We start from the raw sequence: 17470 nt of genomic DNA on the forward strand, positions 1-17470 counted from the left end.
CACTCACCACCGAATTCGACGCGCCCTGCCGGCTCACACCGCGCCGAGTAGACCGGCGATCTGCCGGGCGGCGTCGCGGGCGGGGCGGCCGACGCCGATGAGGGTGGCGGAGGCGGGGCCGGTCCAGTCGCCGTAGCCGAGAAGGTGCAGACGGGGCTCCCCGAGGGCCTCGGTGCCGCGTGTGGGGATGTGGCCGCGAGGGCCGCGCAGCCCGAGCGGGGCCAGGTGGGCGAGAGCGGGGCGGAAGCCGGTGCACCAGATGATGACATCCGCCTCCGCGCGGGTGCCGTCGGCCCACGCGACTGCGCCGGCGGTGAGCCGGTCGAACATGGGCTGGGCTTTGAGGAGTCCGGCGTCGCGGGCCTCGCGTACGGGCGGGACGGCGACGATGTCGCCGAGCGAGGCGACGCCGCCCGTGTCGGTGCGGCCTTCATCGAGGGCACGGCGGCGGGCGGTCGCCGCGTCGAAGAGGGCGCGGCCGTCAATGTCGTCGGCGAGGTAGCGGGGCTCGCGGAGGGTGACCCAGGTGAGGTCGGTGTCGTGGGCGAGGTCGGCGGCGATCTGCGCGCCGGAGTTGCCGTCGCCGACCACCACGACGCGCTGCCCGGCGAAGTCGCTCGCCCGCCGGTACTCGACGGTGTGGAGCTGCCTTCCCTCGAACTCTGCGCGGCCGGGGATGGCGGGGATGAAGGGGCGCGACCAGGTACCGGTCGCGCTGGTCACCGCGCGGGCCCGCCACGTACCGGAGTCGGTCTCGACGCGCAGGAACTGCCCGTCCCGGAGGACCGCTTCGACGCGGACCGGGCGTACGACCGGGAGTTCGTACCGCTGCTCGTAGTCGGTGAGGTAGTCGACGACGTGCGCCGCGTCCGGGTACGTCTCTCCCGGCTGCGGTGGCATGAGCCGGCCGGGAAGGGAGGAGTGGGCGGCCGGGGAGAACAGGTGCAGGGAGTCCCAGGTGTGCTGCCAGGCCCCGCCCGGGGTGGCCTGGGCGTCGAGAATGACGAAGCTGAGGCCGAGGCGGCGCAGGTGGTAGCCGGCGGCGAGCCCGGCCTGGCCGCCGCCGATCACCACCACGTCCACGCCCTGCGTCATACGGCGTGCGTCGCCTTGCCTCGCATGAAAATGACCGCGACCAGCGCCAGGCCCACAACGGCGCCCACCAGCTGCATGCCGACGAACGCCGGAACGGAGGCGGGGGTGATGCCCGCGAAGGTGTCGGTGAAGGCGCGGCCGATGGTCACCGCCGGGTTCGCGAAGGAGGTCGAGGAGGTGAACCAGTAGGCGGCGCCGATGTATGAGGCGACCGCGACAGGCGCGAAGCGCAGCCGGTCGGTACGGGCCAGGCCGAAGATCAGCAGGATCAGGCCGGCCGTCGCCACGACCTCGCCGAGGAGCAGGTTGCCCGCGGAGCGGTCGTGCGTGGACCACTTCACCAGCGGCTCGCCGAACATCGCGTCCGCGAGCACCGCGCCCGCGATCGCGCCGGCTACCTGGGAGGGGACGTAGGCGGCGAGCTCGCGGGCGTTCACGCCGGCGCCGCCGCGGCGGGCGGTCCACCACTCGGCCAGGGTGACGGCCGGGTTGAAGTGCGCCCCCGACACGGGCCCGAGGAGGGCGATGAGGACGCCGAGGCCGAAGACGGTGGCGGTGGAGTTGGCGAGCAGCTGCAGCGCGACGTCGTCGGTCAGCTGAGTGGCCTGGATGCCGGAGCCGACGACGATCGCCACCAGGGCGGCGGTGCCGACGAGTTCGGCTGCGGCGCGGGAGATCAGCGGCGTGCGGGGCGGGGTGGCGCCGGGTGCGGGCTGCGGCGACGTGTCGATGGCTGTGGCGTCGCTCGCGGCGGGCTCGGTGGCGGTCACGGGCGGGGTCTCCTCGGAGGGTGAGGCGAGAGGCTACGGGCAGGCTCTCTTGGTGTCGGCGTTGGCGCGCGCGGTCTGGGCGAGGTCGGCGAACTGCCCCGCGAGCGTTTCGATGACGTCCGGCTTGAGCCGGTAGTAGGTGAACCGGCCACAGGGTTCGGTTTCCACGACCCCGGCCTCGCGCAGCACTCTCAGGTGGTTGGAGAGGTTGGTCTGCTTGGCACCGGTCTCCTCCACGAGGTGGGTGGTGCACAGCGTCTCGCGGGCGAGCAGGGTCACGATCTGCAGGCGCAGGGGGTCACCCAGCACCCGCATCAGATCAGTATCGACTGACGTCAGCATAGGCTGATACTCTCACATCACCCGGGACTGATACGAGCCTGGGCCGACCTCTTTGAACCCGCCGAAGGGGGTTCCCGTCATGGCCGAGTCCTCGTACCCGGTCCTTCCCGACAATCGTCTCGCGGCCGGTGTCGCCCGCCTCGCCGTGCGCCACCGGGGCCGGTACTCCGTGGAGACGGTACAGCGGCTGATCGCCGACTCCTATGAACAGCTCGCCACGCACGCGCACGTCCGCACCCACCTCGTAGTGCTGGCAGAGCGGTTCGCCGCAGAGCGGTTGGACGCGCTGGCGCACGTCGAGAACCCGGCCGTCACCGGCGGTCGGCCGCGGGTGCTGTTCGTGTGCAGCCACAACGCCGGCCGCTCCCAGATGGCCGCCGCGCTGTTGGCGCACCGAGCCGGGGACGGGGTGATCGTCTCCTCCGCCGGCACCCACCCGTCCGGCGCCGTCGACCCCCACGTGGTCCAGGCCCTGACCGAAGCGGGCGTCGCGCTCGACGAGGTCTACCCGAAGCCGTTGACCGACGAAGTCGTTCAGGCCGTCGACATCGTCATCACCATGGGCTGCGGCGACGCCTGCCCCGTGATTCCCGGCCACCGCTACCTCGACTGGCCCGTCCCCGACCCCGACGACGGCCCGATCGCGCTCGTACGCGACATCCGCGACGCCATCGACACCCGCATCACCGAACTGCTCGCCGACCTCGACGCCTGAAAATCCCCGCATCCCCCGCAGTTGCCCGACCTTCAAGGAAGAACGATGTCCTCCACGCCTGCCGCGTCCGTCCTGTTCGTCTGCATCCACAACGCCGGCCGCTCCCAGATGGCCGCCGGATTCCTCCGCCACCTCGCCGGCGACCGCGTCGAGGTCCGCTCCGCGGGCTCCATGCCCGGCGACCAGATCAACCCCTCCGCCGTCGCAGCCATGGCCGAGCTGGGCATCGACATCTCCGACCAGAAGCCCAAGGTCCTCACCCCTGAGGCCGCCCAGGCCTCGGACTACATCATCACCATGGGCTGCGGGGACGCCTGCCCGTACTTCCCCGGCAAGACCTACCTCGACTGGCAGCTCGAGGACCCGGCCGGACAGGGCGTCGAGGCCGTCCGCCCCATCCGCGACGAGATCAAGGGCCTCATCGAGGGTCTCATCGCCGAGATCGACGCGAAGCAGGAGGCGTGACGTCCGTGACCGAGCCCGTCACCGACGACGTCCGTGAGGTCATCGTCATAGGCTCCGGCCCCGCCGGATACACCGCCGCCCTCTACACCGCCCGCGCGCAGCTGAAGCCCCTGCTCTTCGGCAGCTCGATCTTCGTCGGCGGCTCCCTGACCACCACCACCGAGGTCGAGAACTTCCCCGGCTTCCCCACCGGCATCGACGGCCCCGACCTCATGGACAACATGCGGGCCCAGGCCGAACGCTTCGGCGCGGAGATGATCGACGACGACATCGTCTCGGTCGACCTCACCGGCGACATCAAGGAACTCACCGACTCGGCCGGTACCGTCCACCGCGCCAAAGCCGTGATCATCGCCACCGGCTCCGGCTACCGCAAGCTCAACCTCCCGAACGAGGACGAACTTTCGGGCCGCGGCGTCTCATGGTGCGCGACGTGTGACGGGTTCTTCTTCCGGGACCGCGACATCGTCGTGGTCGGCGGCGGCGACACCGCCATGGAGGAAGCCACCTTCCTCACCCGCTTCGCCCGCTCCGTCACCGTCGTCCACCGCCGCTCCGCACTGCGCGCCTCCAAAGTCATGCAGAACCGGGCCTTCGCCGACGACAAGATCGCCTTCGCCTTCGACAGCGAGATCGCCGAGATCAAGGAAGAGGGCGGCGTGCTCGCCTGTGTCGTCCTGCGCGACACCATCACCGGCAAGACGCGCGACCTCGACGTCACCGGCCTGTTCATCGCCATCGGCCACGACCCGCGCACCGAACTCTTCACCGGCCAGGTCGACCTCGACAGCGGGGGCTACATCAAGGTCGCATCCCCCTCCACCCGCACGAACGTCCCAGGCGTGTTCGCCGCCGGGGACGTCGTCGACCACACCTACCGCCAGGCCATCACCGCCGCCGGATCCGGCTGCCAGGCCGCACTCGACACCGAGCGATACCTCGCCGCCCTCGCCGACAGGACCCCGGCCACGGTCACGGCCTGATCGAATCCACTCCGACGCGCAGGATCTCGGCAAGGCGGAGTGCGGTGCCGACGGGGACGGTGGACTTGACCGCGACGACGGCCGGGGTCGTCAGGCCGGGGGCCAGGCGGCGGACGGCGTCGAGGCGGCGCAGTGAGCTGCGACGGCGTGCCAACCCCGATGAAGTGCAGGTCGGCGAAGCTGGCGGCCTCGCCGTAGGAGGCGGTGAACTTCAGCCGGCCCGACGCGGTGTGCTTGGCGAGGAGGCCATCGAGGTCGCGTTCGAAGAACGGCGCCCGGCAGGAGTTGAGGGTGTGGACCTCGTCGATGTCGCAGTCCATGCCCAGGACCTCGTGGCCGAGTTCGGCCATGCAGGCGGAGTGGGTGGCGCCGAGGTAGCCGCATCCGATGACGGTCATCTTCATGCTCGGGGCCGTCCCTTCGGGTGGGGCCGCCGTGGGCGGCCCCACCCTTGCCCCGCCCGGAAGGGCGGGGTGGTCAGGAGGGCCGGGCGGCCAGATAGCGGTGGATCCCGTCCCGGATGAACGGCGGGATCGTGAGGTCACTGGGGAGCTGAAGGGCTCGCACGATCCCTCCGGCATCGTGTTCACCGTGCTGGCGGCGATGTCCGGCATGGAACGCGAGTACATCCGCGACCGCACCCTCGAAGGCCAGGAGTCCGCCCGCAAGCGCGGCAAGACCATCGGCGGCGCGGGTGTCACCGACGAGGACATGCTGTCCATGGCCCTCCACCTGCGCGACCGGGAGAGGAGCCTCGTGACATCGCCAAGCGGCTCGTCATCACCACCGGCACGAAGAAGGGCCAGCACCTCTCACCCGCCACCGTCATGCGGATGCTGCGAGAGCACGACGAGAGGGCCGCAACGGCGGCGAGCGTGTGATCACCCGCTACTTTGCGGCTGGTGTCTGAGCGAGGACTCCGAGGCCATGAGTTACCGCCGGGACCGGATGGGCGGCCGCCCTGCCTTCCTCGGCTTCGGCAACAACGGCTCCAACACCGCCCACTGTACATCCGTGAGATCTGCCCGCGCCACGAACTGTGGGCGACCTGCTCCAGGGCGGAACCGTGCCGACGTGGGTTCACAGAAGTTGCGCCAGAACCAGAACGGGTTCTGGCTCAACTTCTGTGGTGAGGCCGCGCGCCTGGGCGCGCAGGGACTTCGGCCTCGGGATCCCGCCGGTCGCACCGGAGTCCGGGACCCCGGGCGGGGTGCTGTGAATGTGGTGCTTGTCAGTGACCGGGCGCCATCGCGCTGCCGGAGTGGTCGATGACGTTGCTGTTGGAGCAGTTGTTCTTGTGGTTGCCGGTCCAGTCGCTCAGCGCGGGGACCACGGCGAGTTCCTGGATACACACGTCAGCGGCGGTGAAGTTCCAGTTGTTCGCCGCGTTGACCCCGCTGCCGAAGTTGCTGTCGTTGTCGGCGAAGGCAGGCGTGGCTGCAGAGAGGGCCGCGGCGGCCAGCAGGCCGCAAGTGATGATCTTTCGCATACCCGATGAACGTGCACCCGTCTGCGCAGGTCACGCAGCGAACGACCGAACGTGAAAGGGCGCTGGGCCGGCTGCCGAACACCAGCGGGAATCCGAGGCGCCCCGGCCCGCTGGAACCGGCGCCGATCTGTCACCATAGAAGTTGAGCCAGAGCCCGTTCCGGTGGACAGAACCACCGTCACCGAACCTGCACCGCCGCCCGTCCCATAACGCTGCTCTTGCCCGACAGGCAGGAGATCGAGCGGGTACGGCTCTACGAGCGCCGACAGCTCGAGTCCGGCTTGTGGATGTCCCGGATCGGCGTCCCGCTCTGGCAGAGTGCCGCCGGCGGCGGTGCCGAGCCGGTCGAGTACGCAACGTGGGTCACCGCACCCGAACCCGGGTGCGGACCTGGATGCCGTGCCCAAGCGCCACCGGACCGGCACCGCCCACGCGGCGGCGGCTGCGATCTCCTCGACGTCCACGACCCCACTGTGCGCCGCCCTCACCCGGTCCACGCGACCGCGCCGGCTGCGGCTCTCCGCCAGATGCCTGCTCAGGTCACGCACGCGGCGCGAACCTCGTCGTACCACGGCCTCCCCAGCCCACCGCGACTACGGCCGGAGCACGGCATCCGGCAGGACGGAGCCCGAGGACCGCGACCGCCCAGGCGGGGCAGCTTCTGTGCGCGGACCATCTCCGACGACGATGCGAGGAAGCTCGCCGGCACGAAAGCACCCGCCCTCTACGCATGTGGTCGGCGTGCTGGGCTTGCTGTCGTCCTTCGGGCGGGTGGTGTCACTCTGCGGCGGTGGGCGGTGGGGCGGTGTTCTTCGCAGCGTTGGGGTGGACGGCATCGCGGAGCGTCCGCAGGCCGGCGACCAGGTCGCGCAGCTGTTCAGGGGTGAAGAGGCCTGTGAACCAGCGCTCGATTTCTTCGAGGTGATCGGCCAGCACCTCGCGTAGCCGGTCTGCGCCTTCGGGGGTGAGGACTGCATAGGTGCTGCGCCGGTCGTCGGCGCTTGCCTCGCGGCGCACCAGGCCGCCGCGTTGCAGGCGGTCCACCACCCGCGTGACGCCACTGGTCGACAGGAGCAACTGGGCGGCCAGGTCGGTCATCCGCAACTGCCCCTCAGGGGAACGGCTCAACCGCGTCAAGGCGCCGAAGTCCAGAGACGACAGACCTGCCTTCTCCAAGGTCGGCGCCAGCTTCGCGGTCAGCCCGGCGTGGGCTTCGAAGAACAGGCCGGCCGCGGTCAGGCGGGGGTCGTCGAAGGGATCGGAGTCCATGCCCCTCATCCTAGCCGCAAATATTTGCCGTGCGGATAGTTGCCACGCAGATAGTTGACGCGCGGAACATCCGCGCGGTAGACATTACTTGCCACGGGGATATTCCTCGCAGCAACTAAATGGGGCGTCGGTCATCGAACGCCGACCGACCGCGCAACCCCGTACCACGACAAGGAGTTCACCCTCATGACAACCACCTGGGTCGCAGGCTTCCGCTCCGCCGTCCTCAGCCCCCACGAGGGCATCCAGATCAAGTCCTCCCGCGGATTCCACGATCAGACGCTGCGCCAGATCCTCCACCTCGACGGCGGCGGCGAGGCGCTGCGCATCCTCCTCAGCAACGAGTACGGCAAGGAACCCCTGGTCATCGGGGCGGCACGGCTTGCCGTACGCACCAGTGGCAGCGCCGTCGATCCCGCCACCGACACCGCGCTGCGCTTCGGCGGCGCGACCGAGGTGGTCGTCCCCGTCGGTGAGCGGCTCCACAGCGACCCGGTCGCCCTCGCGGTGTCGGCCGGGACCGACCTGGCGTTGACCGTCCACCTGCCCGAGGACACCGGCCTCGCGACGTACTCCCACACCCCGTCGCAGAACGCCTACGTGCTGCCCGGCAACGCGGTCACGGCGGACTTCACCCGCGCCGAGGAGATCGACGGCCGCTACTACGTCGCCGGCGTCGACGTCCTCGCCCCCGAGAACACGGCGATCGCCGTCGCGTTCGGCGACTCCTGGTTCGAGGGCGTCGGTACTTCCACCGGCAGCAACCAGCGCTTTCCCAACCAGCTGAACCGGCGGCTCGACCGCGGCTGGGTGGTCAACCAGGGCATCGGCGGCAATCGCCTGCTGACCGACGAGGTCGGCCTGCGCGGCCTGGCCCGCTTCGAGCGCGACGTCCTCCAGGTGCCCGGCGCCACCCACGTGCTCTTCCACTTCGGCCTCAACGACGTGGGCCTGCCAGGCATGGCCGGCGAGCCCCCGGCCAACGCCGAGGACCTGATCGCGGGCTTCACCGAGCTTGCCGACCGCGCGCGTTCGGCCGGACTGGCCACCACCGGCATGACGATGGGCCCGTACGCCGGCACCATCTACCCCGGCATCGACACCCCCGAAGGCCGCGCGGTCCGGCGCGAGGTCAACGCGTGGATCCGTACCTCCACCGTCTTCGACGCCGTCGTCGACATCGCCGCGGCCGTCCAGGACCCCGACGCACCGGACTCCATCCGCGCCGACCTCGACAGTGGCGACCACCTTCACCTCAACGACGCGGGCGCGCACGCGATGGCCGCCGCAGTCGACCTCGCACACTTCCGCCTGTGACGCGCATCACGCCCCCTGCTGTCACAGCCCGCCCAGGTGCTCTGTCCTGGAGGGGCAACAGCGCACAACGACAAAGGAGTGCACGATGAATGCCCGTCTGAACGTCTTCGCCGGCCCGGTCGCAGCCAAGGCCTGGAAGCACATCATCGCGGCGGGCAACGCACTCGGAGACTCGACCGTGCCGGCCGCGACCCGCGAACTGGTGATGCTCCGCGCCAGCCAGATCAACGGCTGCGCCGGATGCATCGACATGCACACCAAGGACGCCACCGCCGCCGGGGAGACCGCCGTACGCCTCCACCTGGTCGCGGCCTGGCGGGAGGCCACCGTCTTCACCGACGCCGAACGCGCCGCCCTGGAACTGGCCGAACAGGCCACCCGCATCGCCGACGCCGCCGGTGGCGTCCCCGACGAGGTCTGGGCGAACGCCGCCAAGCACTACGACGAGGACCAACTCGCCGCCCTGGTGACCCAGATCGCCCTCATCAACGCCTTCAACCGCCTGAACGTCATCGTCCAGCAGCCCGCCGGCGACTACCGGCCCGGCCGGCACTGACCCCCCTTCCAACCCTGCAAGGACAAAGCCGATGAACCTCGCCCTGTGGATCGTTACCGGACTGCTCGCCATCGCCTACCTGCTCGGCGGTGCGTTCAAGATGATCAAGCCGAAGGAGAAGATAGCCGCCAGTGGGGCCGGCGCGAGATGGGTCGAAGACTTCAGCAGCGGCGGCGTGAAGGCCATCGGAGCCCTTGAGGTACTGGCCGCTGCGGGTCTGGTCCTGCCCGCCGTGCTCGACATCGCGCCGGTCCTGGTGCCGCTGGCCGCCCTTGGACTGGTGCTGCTGATGACGGGTGCGGCGATCACACGCATCCGGCGCCACGAGACCACGTTCATGGTGGTCGACCTGGTCTACATCGTCCTGGCCGGTTTCGTGGCGTGGGGCCGCCTCGGCCCCGAATCCTTCATCAGCTGACCGGAGCGGCCTCCGGCTCCACCCCGATGCGTTCAGCGTTCAGCTGGTGCGCGCGCAGCGAGGGCCTATCGGAATCGAGGACGACACGGCGAAGCGCAGCTCATGAAGCCCGCATGGCCGTTCGGGCCGATCGCGTGCGCTACACGACCATGATCAAATGCTGAGCACCTTCGGGCTGTACCGGTGATCCCCGAGGCCGGCACACGAGCGCGGCGGCCCACGCCCAGGGCGTCGGCGTGGCCCGCACGGCGGCCGCGCTCCTCGCCCGGCAGGGCGGCGCTCCGAAGACGGGTCCCGCCCCGTCCGCGGCCGGCGTTCCTTCCGCCCGGCGCGCGCCCGGCCCGGAACCGGCCGCCGCCGGGATTCCGGGTTGTCCGGCGAGTTCACCCACGGACACCTTCCGCTTGGCGGGCATGGCGTCGACGTCGACGTCGATGGGCACCAGGGTTGCGACTGCGCCGCCTCGGCGTCGCGAGCACCGTCGGGACCCGCTTCTGCCGCCCTGTGACCCATGCCACATGTAGTTCCTGTCAGGAATCGGGGCGCTGTCCCGCTCAAGTCACCGACAGGAAGCAAGCGAACCGACAGGAGCATCACATGAAGCACCGCATCGTCGTCCTCGGCGCCGGCTATGCCGGGGCCTACGTGGCCGGGACCCTGTCCCGCCGGCTGTCCGCCGCGGACACCGAGATCACCGTGGTCAACGCCGAGCCGGACTTCGTCCAGCGGCTGCGGCTGCACCAGCTCGCGGCCGGCCAGGAGATCGAGGCTCCACGGCTCGCCGACGTCTTCGCGGGCACGGGGATACGTTTGCGCCTGGCCCGTGTCACCGCCGTCGACCCCGAGCGCCAGGTCGTCGCCGTGGCCGACGCCGACGGCGGCGGTGAGCTCGGCTACGACACCCTTCTCTACGCGCTCGGCAGCCACGTCGCCGACCACGGTGTCCCCGGCGTGGCCGAGCACGCCTTCCACGTCACCGGTCGCCCGGCGGCGCTGCGCCTGCGAGAGCGCCTGGACGGCGTGGGCAGGCGGGGCGAAAGGGGGAGTGTGCTGGTCGTCGGCGACGGGCTGACCGGCATCGAGACCGCCACCGAGATCGCCGAGTCCCGGCCCGGCCTGTCGGTGGCACTGGTCGCCCGCGGCGAACTGGGCGCCCCGCTCTCCGCCGGAGCCCGCGCCCACCTGCGCCACGCCTGCGACCGGCTGGGCATCACCGTCCTGGAACACACCAGCGTCGAAGCCGTCGAAGCGACGCGGGTGTTGTGCGCCGACGGCACCGTCCTGGCGTCCGACGCAACCGTGTGGACAGCCGGGTTCGCGGTCAACCCCATCGCCACCGCCGGCGGGCTGGAGGTCACCGAGGACGGCCGGATCGTCGTCGATCGCACCATGCGGTCGGTCTCGCACCCGAACGTCTACGCCGCCGGCGACAGCGCCTACGCCATCGGCGACAACGGCCTGCCGCTGCCGATGTCCTGCGCCTCGGCCGGCTACACCGGCCGGCAGGCCACAGCCGCGATCGTGGGACGTCTGACCGGCCGCAGGATCGCGAACACCAAGCTGGAGTACGTGGGCAACCACATCAGCCTCGGGCGGCGGGACGGGATCCTGCAGATGATCGACGGCGAAGGGCGGGCGAAGCCGAAGTATCTGAGCGGCCGGAAGGCCGCGCGGATCAAGGCGGGCATCGTCAGGATGTCACTGTGGGCCACCTCGCACCCGACGTTCGGCCTGCCCAGCCGCACGCGCCGCCTGGCCGACGCACCGGATGCGCCCGCCGAGAAGGCGGTCGCGTAGCCGCCGTGGACAGCACCGCCACCGATCGCTTCGACGCCAGTCGGTCAAGGCCGGCGGCGGGTCCCCCGCCCCACCGGCTTCCTCCCCTTCGTCTCGGTGCGGGTCGTGCTGGGCACCGCACACATGCCCTCGCTCCCTGCCCCTGGACGTAGTCGATGGTCGGTCTCAGCACCCTGGCGCTGGGCCGATGACGGCCCACCTGCGAGGCCTGACCAGCATCCGGGCGTAGCCGCTGCTGACTCGGGGTGTGCAAGCGACCTGGGTCCCCGTCACCACGCAAGGAAAAGCTCTCTGTCCGAGGAGGACACATGCCTGCTCCAGCCCCACGCGCAGCCGACACACTGCCGTCGTCCTGGCCGACGGTGGCCAGGACACTCGTCCTGCTCACCGCGCTCATCAGTGTGCTGCTCACGGCCTTCGCCTGGCCGTCGGTGCGGTCGCATGTGCACGACGTGCCGATAGCCGTCGCCGGGCCGCCCGCCGCGGTCAAGCAGGTCAGCGCCGCGCTCGGCCAACGGCTGCCGGACGGCTTCGCGATCGCCGAGGTCGCCGACACCGCGGCCGCCGAACGGTTGATCCGCGACCGGGAGGTGTACGGGGCGATCGACGTCAGCTCCGGCACCCCGCAGGTCATCACCGCCTCGGCCGCCGGCGCGGCGGTCGCCCAGACCCTGCAGGGCGTCGCGGCGGGGCTCGATCAGGCGCAGGCGCAGGGCGCCGGCAAGACGTCTCCCGTCCGCGACCTCGTCGCCCTGCCGGCCGACGACCCCCGCGGCGCCGGCCTGGCCGCCGGAGCGCTGCCCCTGGTCATGGGCGGCCTGCTCGCGGCCTTGTTGCTGACCAGACTCGTCCGCGGCACCGCCCGCCAGGTCGCCGGGGCGCTCGCCTTCGCGATCACCGGAGGCCTGGCCGTGGCGGCGATCCTGCAGTTCTGGCTCGGCTCGCTGGCCGGTTCCTACCTGGCCAACACCGGCGCGATCGCCCTGGCCATCGCCGCCACATCCGTGAGCATCATCGGGCTGGCGTCACTGCTCGGGTACGCCGGCTTCGGCATCGGCGCCGTCACCATGATGCTCATCGGCAACCCCCTGTCAGGTACCTCGACCGCACCCGAGATGCTGCCCGGCTGGTCCGGCACGCTCGGCCAGCTGCTGCCGCCCGGAGCAGGAGGCCAGTTGCTGCGCTCCACCGCCTTCTTCGACGGTCACGGTTCCACCCACTCCGTCCTCGTGCTCACGGCCTGGCTCGGGTTCGGTGTCGCGCTGTGTCTGGCCGGCGGTCTGCCCCAGCGCAAGCGCCGCCCGGCCGCCGCGTCCGCCGAGAACTCCGCGTCTGCCGAGAACGCGGTGACGCAGCCGTCTCGTTAGGGTGTTCCGCGTGGACAACACCGCCACCGATCGCTTCGACACCAGTCGGTTCGAGGCCAGCCGCAACCGGCTGGCCTCACTGGCCTACCGACTGCTCGGCTCCGCCACCGACGCCCAAGACGCCGTGCAGGATACGTTCCTGCAGTGGCAGGCCGCCGACCGGCAGCGGATCAAGGTGCCGGAAGCATGGCTGACCAAGGTCGCCACCAACCTGTGCCTCGACCGGCTCCGCTCGGCACGAGCCCGCCGCGAACGCACCGCCGGCGCCTGGCTGCCCGAACCGCTCCTCGACGGCGACCCGATGCTCGGCCCGGCCGACACCTTCGAGCAGCGCGAATCGGTCTCCCTGGCCGTACTGACTCTCATGGAACGCCTGTCACCCATCGAGCGGGCCGTCTACGTCCTGCGCGAAGCGTTCTCCTACCACCACGCCGAGATCGCCGAGATCCTCGACATCACCGAGTCCGCGAGCCAGCAGCACCTCCACCGGGCCCGGCGCCGCATCACCGCCGCGCGCCGCGGCGGCGGCGAAGTCGACCCCGCGGCCGCCCGCAGGATCGTCGAGGAGTTCCTCGCCGCGGCCTCCTCCGGCCGCACCGAACGGCTGGTGGCACTGCTCACCGACGACGCGACCGCGATCTCCGACGGCGCCGGCCTGGCCAAGAAGCTGCTGCGGTACGACACTCCGCAGCGCATCGCCGCCATCGCACGGGCCGGCTTCACATCCACACCCGCCAAACAGCGACTCGCAGGCGGAATCTCCGCCGTCCACTACGCGCTCGTCAACGGCGCCCCCGCCATCCTCTTCGTGCCCGACGGCAAGGTCGTCGGCGCCGTGACGTTCGACATCACGGACGGCAAGATCGCAACGGTGCGCGGCATCGCCGCCCCCGCCCGCCTCACCCGCCTCACCGATGCCTGGCGGCAGCACGAACCGGACACGCCGCTCATCGCCCAGTGGTGACCCCGGGTTCCGATGTCGTTGATAGCCGGTTGAACAGGAGAGCCCACCGGTATCAGACCCCATTTCCATGGTGAGCGGCCCGGCCCGCGCCACGTTCGACAGCCGGGACAACATGAACACGGCGACGGGTGGAGCGTCGCACAGCACTGTCCCCAGGCCGACGTTTGCGCACGCCCATCCTGAGAGACACGGGCACAGGGTCTTGCCATCGGGACTGTTGATCTCGCTACTGGTGGGATGACAAGAAGAAGACGACCACCCCATACGGTGGCCCTGCTGAAAGCCGCGGCTGCTGCCCTGGCGTCAGTGCTGCTGATCACCGCGACGACGACCACCGCGACCGCCGACAGCGGCAGCCCGGGGGCGCAGAGGTGGAAGCCGACCTTACGGCCGCACGCCACGATCACCCCAGGACAGATGCGGTCCGACCGCGACCTGATACCCGAGGGGTTCAGCAAGAAGCAGGCCGACAAGGCGGAGACGATGGAGGCCCGCGCCACGGCCGGATGCCAGGTGTACTGGCCTGCCCCCTACGAAGTCTGTGGCGCGATCCGCGACAAGTACAACGAGCTCGGCGGCCCGGGCAGCTTCCTGTCGTTCCCGAACTCCAACGAGCTGACGAACCCCGACGGGGTCGGCAAGCGCACCGAGTTCATCAACGGGCCGATCTACTGGTCCCCGCAGGGCGGCGCGCACCCGGTCGTCAACCACTTCTTCGCGGCCTGGGCCCGTAACGGCTGGGAGGCCGGACCGATCGGCTACCCCACATCGGATGAGATCGTGAATCCTGACGGTGTCGGCCGCCGCCAGCACTTCGAATCCGGTGACATCTACTGGAAGCTGAACGAGGCGTACGCCGTGCGCGGCGCGATCCGCGACAAGTGGGCCGAAGCCGGATGGGAGGCCGGGTACCTGGGCTACCCCACATCGGACGAGTTCGCGACGCCGGACGGGATCGGCAGCGGCGCCCGGTTCGAGCACGGAATGATCTACTGGACGGCCGCGTACGGGGCGCACCCGGTCAGCGGCGGGCTGCTGGCCAAGTGGGAGATGTCCGGCTACGAGAAGGGCCCGTACGGGTATCCGGTCGCCGACCAGCAGCCTCGCGGATCGTCGTGGGACCAGGACTTCCAGTTCGGGACGATGGGGTTCCCCACCGATCCGGTCGCGGCCGTCGACCCCGATGACGGGGACGCCGAGCCGACCGTGGGTGACCAGATCCCGGTGACGTGGGATGACTTCGCCGCCGACGCCAACACCGCAGGCGTCGGCAAGCCGGGGGTCCAGGGCAGGGTCGGCACGCTGGAGCCTTGCACCGCGGGCGAGTCGTGCATGCATGAAGGCGGGACGACCGTCTCCGCCGCCGCCCAGGAGGACGACCCGATCATCGACGGCCCCGACACGCACGCCACGTTCATGTCCCCGCTGTGCCTCGACAAGCCGTGGGACGGGCAATGGCGTGTAGAGCGGAAGCACGCGTGCGCGATCTGGCCCGGCCTCGACGTCGACGTGGTCAACACCAGTGGCGTCGAGACCGGATCGATCCCCTACACCGTCAAGACCGGCGTCCTGACGTCGCACAAGTCGGGCGAGTTCCAGCAGGAGTTCCGCGTCGACTTCCACACCCTGACGGGCACGACGGGCAAGCCGACGTTCCGGTACGCGCTGACCTACAACAACACGCCCGCCGGGTCCTACAGCGTCGAAGGCGCCGCCAACGGATCCCTGATCAAGTCCGGCCAGTCGAAAGTCATCGTCGTGAAGTGGAAGGAACAGACGATGGCCGACCAGACGGAGAAGTACCCCGTCGTCAACATCTCGTGGCACATCGGGAACCTGGATCCCGGCGTCTCCCCCTCGAACGTGGGCAACATCCGTGTCGCCACCGTACGGTGCGACTCCATGATGAAGCTGTCCAGCGGCAAGTTCCGCCAGGGGTGCGTGTTCTACGGCATGAAACCCGAGTTCAAGCTGACGTCCAACACCCCCGAGCAGACCTGGCACGTCGCCGAGGCCATCGCATCAGGACTTCCCGGCTCGGCCGGCAGGCCCCTCCACAGGCAGGCCGACAAGTCCAAGCGGGACATCAACCGTCAGTATTCCTGCCCCCGTAGCGGCCCGGTCGCCGCCGCCCGGCGCCTGACCGGCCGGTCCTGCGACGAATACCCGTTCGCGTCCACCATCGAAGGCGCAGCCGCCCATCCCACCCTCGGCCGCACTGTCCACGACAACTGCAACGTCAAGGATCTGCCGATCACCACCGGCCCCGACGGATACAGCGTCTGCATGATCGACGCGAAGCAGAACTCGTACAGCGGCACCCTGCTGGGCAAGTTCTACGGAGAGGAACGCGTCATCGACAAGGACGCGTTCACCCTGGCGACATCAGGCGGCGCACCGCCCGGCGTCCCGTAGCGTTCGGGTACAGCCGCTGCGCGCAACGAGAGGGGCCCCGCGGACCTTGTGGTCCGCGGGGCCCCTCAGTGTCGTGCGCGGCGGGCGACTACGCCAGTGCGCCGGCCGGCGGGTCGCGCCGCTGGTGCCGCACCGAGCCCGAATCCGGGGCCACGCCTCCGTGCGGCTACTGTCCCGCTGGTAGATCGTCCGACCGACGAGGGGGCTGAGTCGTGCCGACCAGTACGCACCCCCCGTAGGTACCTCTTGGAAAGCCCAGAGGTACCTACGGAGGCTCTCGATTTCCCGAACCGTCCGCACAACTCCCAGGCAACTGCGCGTCCAAGACGTCGCCTCGGAGTCCATGTCCCTCTACGACCTGCGCTACACGCACGCTGAACTGGCCCATGCCGCCCGCGAAGGCCGTAGCCCTGCCCCTACGAGGATGCTTCACCGGATCACCTCCTGGCAGTGGATGGTGCTCTACTGCAGAAAGGGCCCGTTCTCTGCCGAGATCGCTACGGCTGAAGGCAGGGCCCGGCTCCAGGGTCGTCTCGAGGCCCAGCGGATCCGCGGACTGCACCACGCCGGCCACGACCTCGACGACGCAGATATCCCTCCGGTCCGCCACCGTCATGGCGGGCTCTGGAATGCTTGGTAGACACGAAGCGCCCCAGGACTGACCGGCACGTGCGAGCACATGAAGTGCCTACGACGGGTCGACCGAAGGGCTTGCGCCTTCCTGCCCTCGTACCTGATCGCTGATCGCCGTCAGGCCGCTCGCGGACTGGGGTCAGCGTCGCGTTGAAGACGGCTGGGCCCGCTCCTCGCCCCACTTGCTTCGTCTTTGACGTGTGTGAGGAAGACGGGAAGCGTTGAGCGGTCCTTGATCACCGGAATGTAGGTTTTGGCCATGACTGGTGACTGGCGGATGGATCGGATCGGGACTGCGCTGAGGGGCGAGAACCCGACCGTGCTGCGACGGCTGACGTCGGGGTTCGCGGTGATCGGAGATGTTCAGTTCCTGCCGGGCTACTCGGTCCTCCTCGTGGATGAACCGGATGTGCAGCGGCTGTCGGACCTGCCGAAGGCAAAGCGGCTGTCGTTCCTGTCTGATATGGACCAGCTCGGTGAAGCGGTCGAGCGTGCCTGTCGGCGGCTGGACCCGGCTTTCCGACGGGTCAACCTGGAGATCCTGGGGAACACGGACCCGTTCCTGCACGCACATGTCTGGCCGCGGTTCGCGTGGGAGCCTGCCGATGTGGTGGGTGCTCCGGTGTGGCTGTATCCGCGTGAACGGTGGAGTGACGAGCAGTTCAGGCTCGGTCCGCAGCATGACGTGCTGCGAGAAGCCCTCGGCAGGGAACTGGACCAGCTGCGCTCGGTGACCTGACCTTTGTGGCCCGCCGACCACCAGGTCGGCGGGCCCGGTGACGGGTCTGCCGCACGATCGGGTGACATCTGAAGTGGCTTGCCCTGTGGGGCAGGTGGGAAGGATGTCGCTGTGCCCAAGCCCTATCCGGAAGAGT

At 70.0% G+C, this 17470-nt stretch carries 18 protein-coding genes and 1 pseudogene; 11 read left to right on the forward strand and 8 right to left on the reverse strand.

Annotated features, from left to right (window positions below; all coding sequences use genetic code 11):
• Positions 1 to 33: 33 nt before the first annotated feature.
• From ABT342_RS32735 to ABT342_RS32745, 3 genes are read right to left on the reverse strand one after another with little or no spacing between them, the layout of a single operon-like run.
• Complete coding sequence (locus ABT342_RS32735; RefSeq protein WP_351581857.1) at positions 34 to 1095, reverse strand: ArsO family NAD(P)H-dependent flavin-containing monooxygenase; 1062 nt, start codon at positions 1093 to 1095, stop codon at positions 34 to 36.
• Positions 1092 to 1865 (reverse strand): aquaporin, encoded by a 774-nt coding sequence (locus ABT342_RS32740; protein ID WP_351581860.1) that lies wholly within the window; start codon positions 1863 to 1865, stop codon positions 1092 to 1094. The genes ABT342_RS32735 and ABT342_RS32740 overlap by 4 nt, the downstream gene beginning before the upstream one ends.
• 33 nt (positions 1866 to 1898) lie before the next feature.
• Positions 1899 to 2207, reverse strand: a complete 309-nt coding sequence (locus ABT342_RS32745; RefSeq protein ID WP_351581862.1) for an ArsR/SmtB family transcription factor — start codon at positions 2205 to 2207, stop codon at positions 1899 to 1901.
• Positions 2208 to 2286: 79 nt separating this feature from the next.
• On the opposite strand from ABT342_RS32745, the gene ABT342_RS32750 reads away from it, so the two are divergent.
• The 3 genes from ABT342_RS32750 to trxB are packed head-to-tail and all read left to right on the forward strand — an operon-like array spanning position 2287 to position 4370.
• The gene (locus ABT342_RS32750) at positions 2287 to 2922 is read left to right on the forward strand and encodes an arsenate-mycothiol transferase ArsC (protein ID WP_351581864.1); all 636 of its coding nucleotides are present in this window, start codon (positions 2287 to 2289) and stop codon (positions 2920 to 2922) included.
• Positions 2923 to 2967: 45 nt separating this feature from the next.
• Positions 2968 to 3387 (forward strand): arsenate reductase ArsC, encoded by a 420-nt coding sequence (locus tag ABT342_RS32755; protein ID WP_351581866.1) that lies wholly within the window; start codon positions 2968 to 2970, stop codon positions 3385 to 3387.
• A 5-nt stretch (positions 3388 to 3392) separates the two neighbouring features.
• Positions 3393 to 4370 carry a thioredoxin-disulfide reductase gene (gene trxB, locus ABT342_RS32760; RefSeq protein ID WP_351581868.1) on the forward strand — a complete coding sequence of 326 codons (978 nt, stop codon included), beginning with the start codon at positions 3393 to 3395 and terminating at the stop codon, positions 4368 to 4370.
• On the opposite strand, the gene ABT342_RS32765 is transcribed toward trxB, so the two are convergent.
• From ABT342_RS32765 to ABT342_RS32785, 5 genes and pseudogenes are all read right to left on the reverse strand, one after another.
• Positions 4360 to 4524 (reverse strand): hypothetical protein, encoded by a 165-nt coding sequence (locus ABT342_RS32765; RefSeq protein ID WP_351581892.1) that lies wholly within the window; start codon positions 4522 to 4524, stop codon positions 4360 to 4362. The two genes, trxB and ABT342_RS32765, sit on opposite strands and share 11 nt — an antisense overlap.
• A 43-nt stretch (positions 4525 to 4567) precedes the next feature.
• Positions 4568 to 4951: pseudogene (locus ABT342_RS32770) on the reverse strand (hypothetical protein); the annotation flags it as partial.
• A complete protein-coding gene (locus ABT342_RS32775; RefSeq protein WP_351581894.1) occupies positions 4848 to 5102 on the reverse strand; it encodes a hypothetical protein in 255 nt (84 codons plus the stop codon). The gene ABT342_RS32775 and the pseudogene ABT342_RS32770, both read right to left, overlap by 104 nt.
• Positions 5103 to 5601: 499 nt before the next feature.
• Positions 5602 to 5859, reverse strand: a complete 258-nt coding sequence (locus ABT342_RS32780) for a hypothetical protein (protein WP_351581870.1) — start codon at positions 5857 to 5859, stop codon at positions 5602 to 5604.
• 777 nt (positions 5860 to 6636) lie between these two features.
• Positions 6637 to 7128 (reverse strand): MarR family winged helix-turn-helix transcriptional regulator, encoded by a 492-nt coding sequence (locus tag ABT342_RS32785; protein ID WP_351581872.1) that lies wholly within the window; start codon positions 7126 to 7128, stop codon positions 6637 to 6639.
• A gap of 186 nt (positions 7129 to 7314) precedes the next feature.
• On the opposite strand from ABT342_RS32785, the gene ABT342_RS32790 reads away from it, so the two are divergent.
• The 8 genes from ABT342_RS32790 (at position 7315) to ABT342_RS32825 (ending at position 17334) form a co-directional block, all read left to right on the forward strand.
• Entirely contained in the window at positions 7315 to 8445 is a 1131-nt protein-coding gene (locus tag ABT342_RS32790; protein WP_351581874.1) for a GDSL-type esterase/lipase family protein, read from the forward strand.
• 85 nt (positions 8446 to 8530) lie between these two features.
• Entirely contained in the window at positions 8531 to 9001 is a 471-nt protein-coding gene (locus tag ABT342_RS32795; protein WP_351581876.1) for a carboxymuconolactone decarboxylase family protein, read from the forward strand.
• A gap of 31 nt (positions 9002 to 9032) precedes the next feature.
• Positions 9033 to 9419 carry a DoxX family protein gene (locus tag ABT342_RS32800; RefSeq protein ID WP_351581878.1) on the forward strand — a complete coding sequence of 129 codons (387 nt, stop codon included), beginning with the start codon at positions 9033 to 9035 and terminating at the stop codon, positions 9417 to 9419.
• A 597-nt stretch (positions 9420 to 10016) separates the two neighbouring features.
• Complete coding sequence (locus tag ABT342_RS32805; protein ID WP_351581880.1) at positions 10017 to 11216, forward strand: NAD(P)/FAD-dependent oxidoreductase; 1200 nt, start codon at positions 10017 to 10019, stop codon at positions 11214 to 11216.
• A gap of 308 nt (positions 11217 to 11524) precedes the next feature.
• Positions 11525 to 12583 (forward strand): ABC transporter permease, encoded by a 1059-nt coding sequence (locus ABT342_RS32810; RefSeq protein WP_351581882.1) that lies wholly within the window; start codon positions 11525 to 11527, stop codon positions 12581 to 12583.
• Between the two features lie 10 nt (positions 12584 to 12593).
• Positions 12594 to 13547 carry a sigma-70 family RNA polymerase sigma factor gene (locus ABT342_RS32815; RefSeq protein ID WP_351581884.1) on the forward strand — a complete coding sequence of 318 codons (954 nt, stop codon included), beginning with the start codon at positions 12594 to 12596 and terminating at the stop codon, positions 13545 to 13547.
• A 306-nt stretch (positions 13548 to 13853) separates the two neighbouring features.
• On the forward strand, positions 13854 to 15962 hold the full coding sequence (locus tag ABT342_RS32820) for a NucA/NucB deoxyribonuclease domain-containing protein (protein ID WP_351581886.1): 2109 nt from the start codon (positions 13854 to 13856) through the stop codon (positions 15960 to 15962).
• Between the two features lie 892 nt (positions 15963 to 16854).
• A complete protein-coding gene (locus tag ABT342_RS32825) occupies positions 16855 to 17334 on the forward strand; it encodes an HIT family protein (RefSeq protein WP_351581888.1) in 480 nt (159 codons plus the stop codon).
• The last annotated feature ends 136 nt before the right edge of the window (positions 17335 to 17470 follow it).

This window comes from Streptomyces sp. NPDC000410 (assembly GCF_040300305.1).
GTDB lineage: Bacteria > Actinomycetota > Actinomycetes > Streptomycetales > Streptomycetaceae > Streptomyces.

Coding starts and splice junctions, on each gene's coding strand:
- ABT342_RS32735 (WP_351581857.1), bottom strand. CDS start 1,095: ATGACGCAGGGCGTGGACGTGGTGGTGATCGGCGGCGGCCAGGCCGGG.
- ABT342_RS32745 (WP_351581862.1), bottom strand. CDS start 2,207: ATGCTGACGTCAGTCGATACTGATCTGATGCGGGTGCTGGGTGACCCC.
- ABT342_RS32750 (WP_351581864.1), top strand. CDS start 2,287: ATGGCCGAGTCCTCGTACCCGGTCCTTCCCGACAATCGTCTCGCGGCC.
- ABT342_RS32755 (WP_351581866.1), top strand. CDS start 2,968: ATGTCCTCCACGCCTGCCGCGTCCGTCCTGTTCGTCTGCATCCACAAC.
- ABT342_RS32780 (WP_351581870.1), bottom strand. CDS start 5,859: ATGCGAAAGATCATCACTTGCGGCCTGCTGGCCGCCGCGGCCCTCTCT.
- ABT342_RS32785 (WP_351581872.1), bottom strand. CDS start 7,128: ATGGACTCCGATCCCTTCGACGACCCCCGCCTGACCGCGGCCGGCCTG.
- ABT342_RS32790 (WP_351581874.1), top strand. CDS start 7,315: ATGACAACCACCTGGGTCGCAGGCTTCCGCTCCGCCGTCCTCAGCCCC.
- ABT342_RS32795 (WP_351581876.1), top strand. CDS start 8,531: ATGAATGCCCGTCTGAACGTCTTCGCCGGCCCGGTCGCAGCCAAGGCC.
- ABT342_RS32800 (WP_351581878.1), top strand. CDS start 9,033: ATGAACCTCGCCCTGTGGATCGTTACCGGACTGCTCGCCATCGCCTAC.
- ABT342_RS32805 (WP_351581880.1), top strand. CDS start 10,017: ATGAAGCACCGCATCGTCGTCCTCGGCGCCGGCTATGCCGGGGCCTAC.
- ABT342_RS32810 (WP_351581882.1), top strand. CDS start 11,525: ATGCCTGCTCCAGCCCCACGCGCAGCCGACACACTGCCGTCGTCCTGG.
- ABT342_RS32825 (WP_351581888.1), top strand. CDS start 16,855: ATGACTGGTGACTGGCGGATGGATCGGATCGGGACTGCGCTGAGGGGC.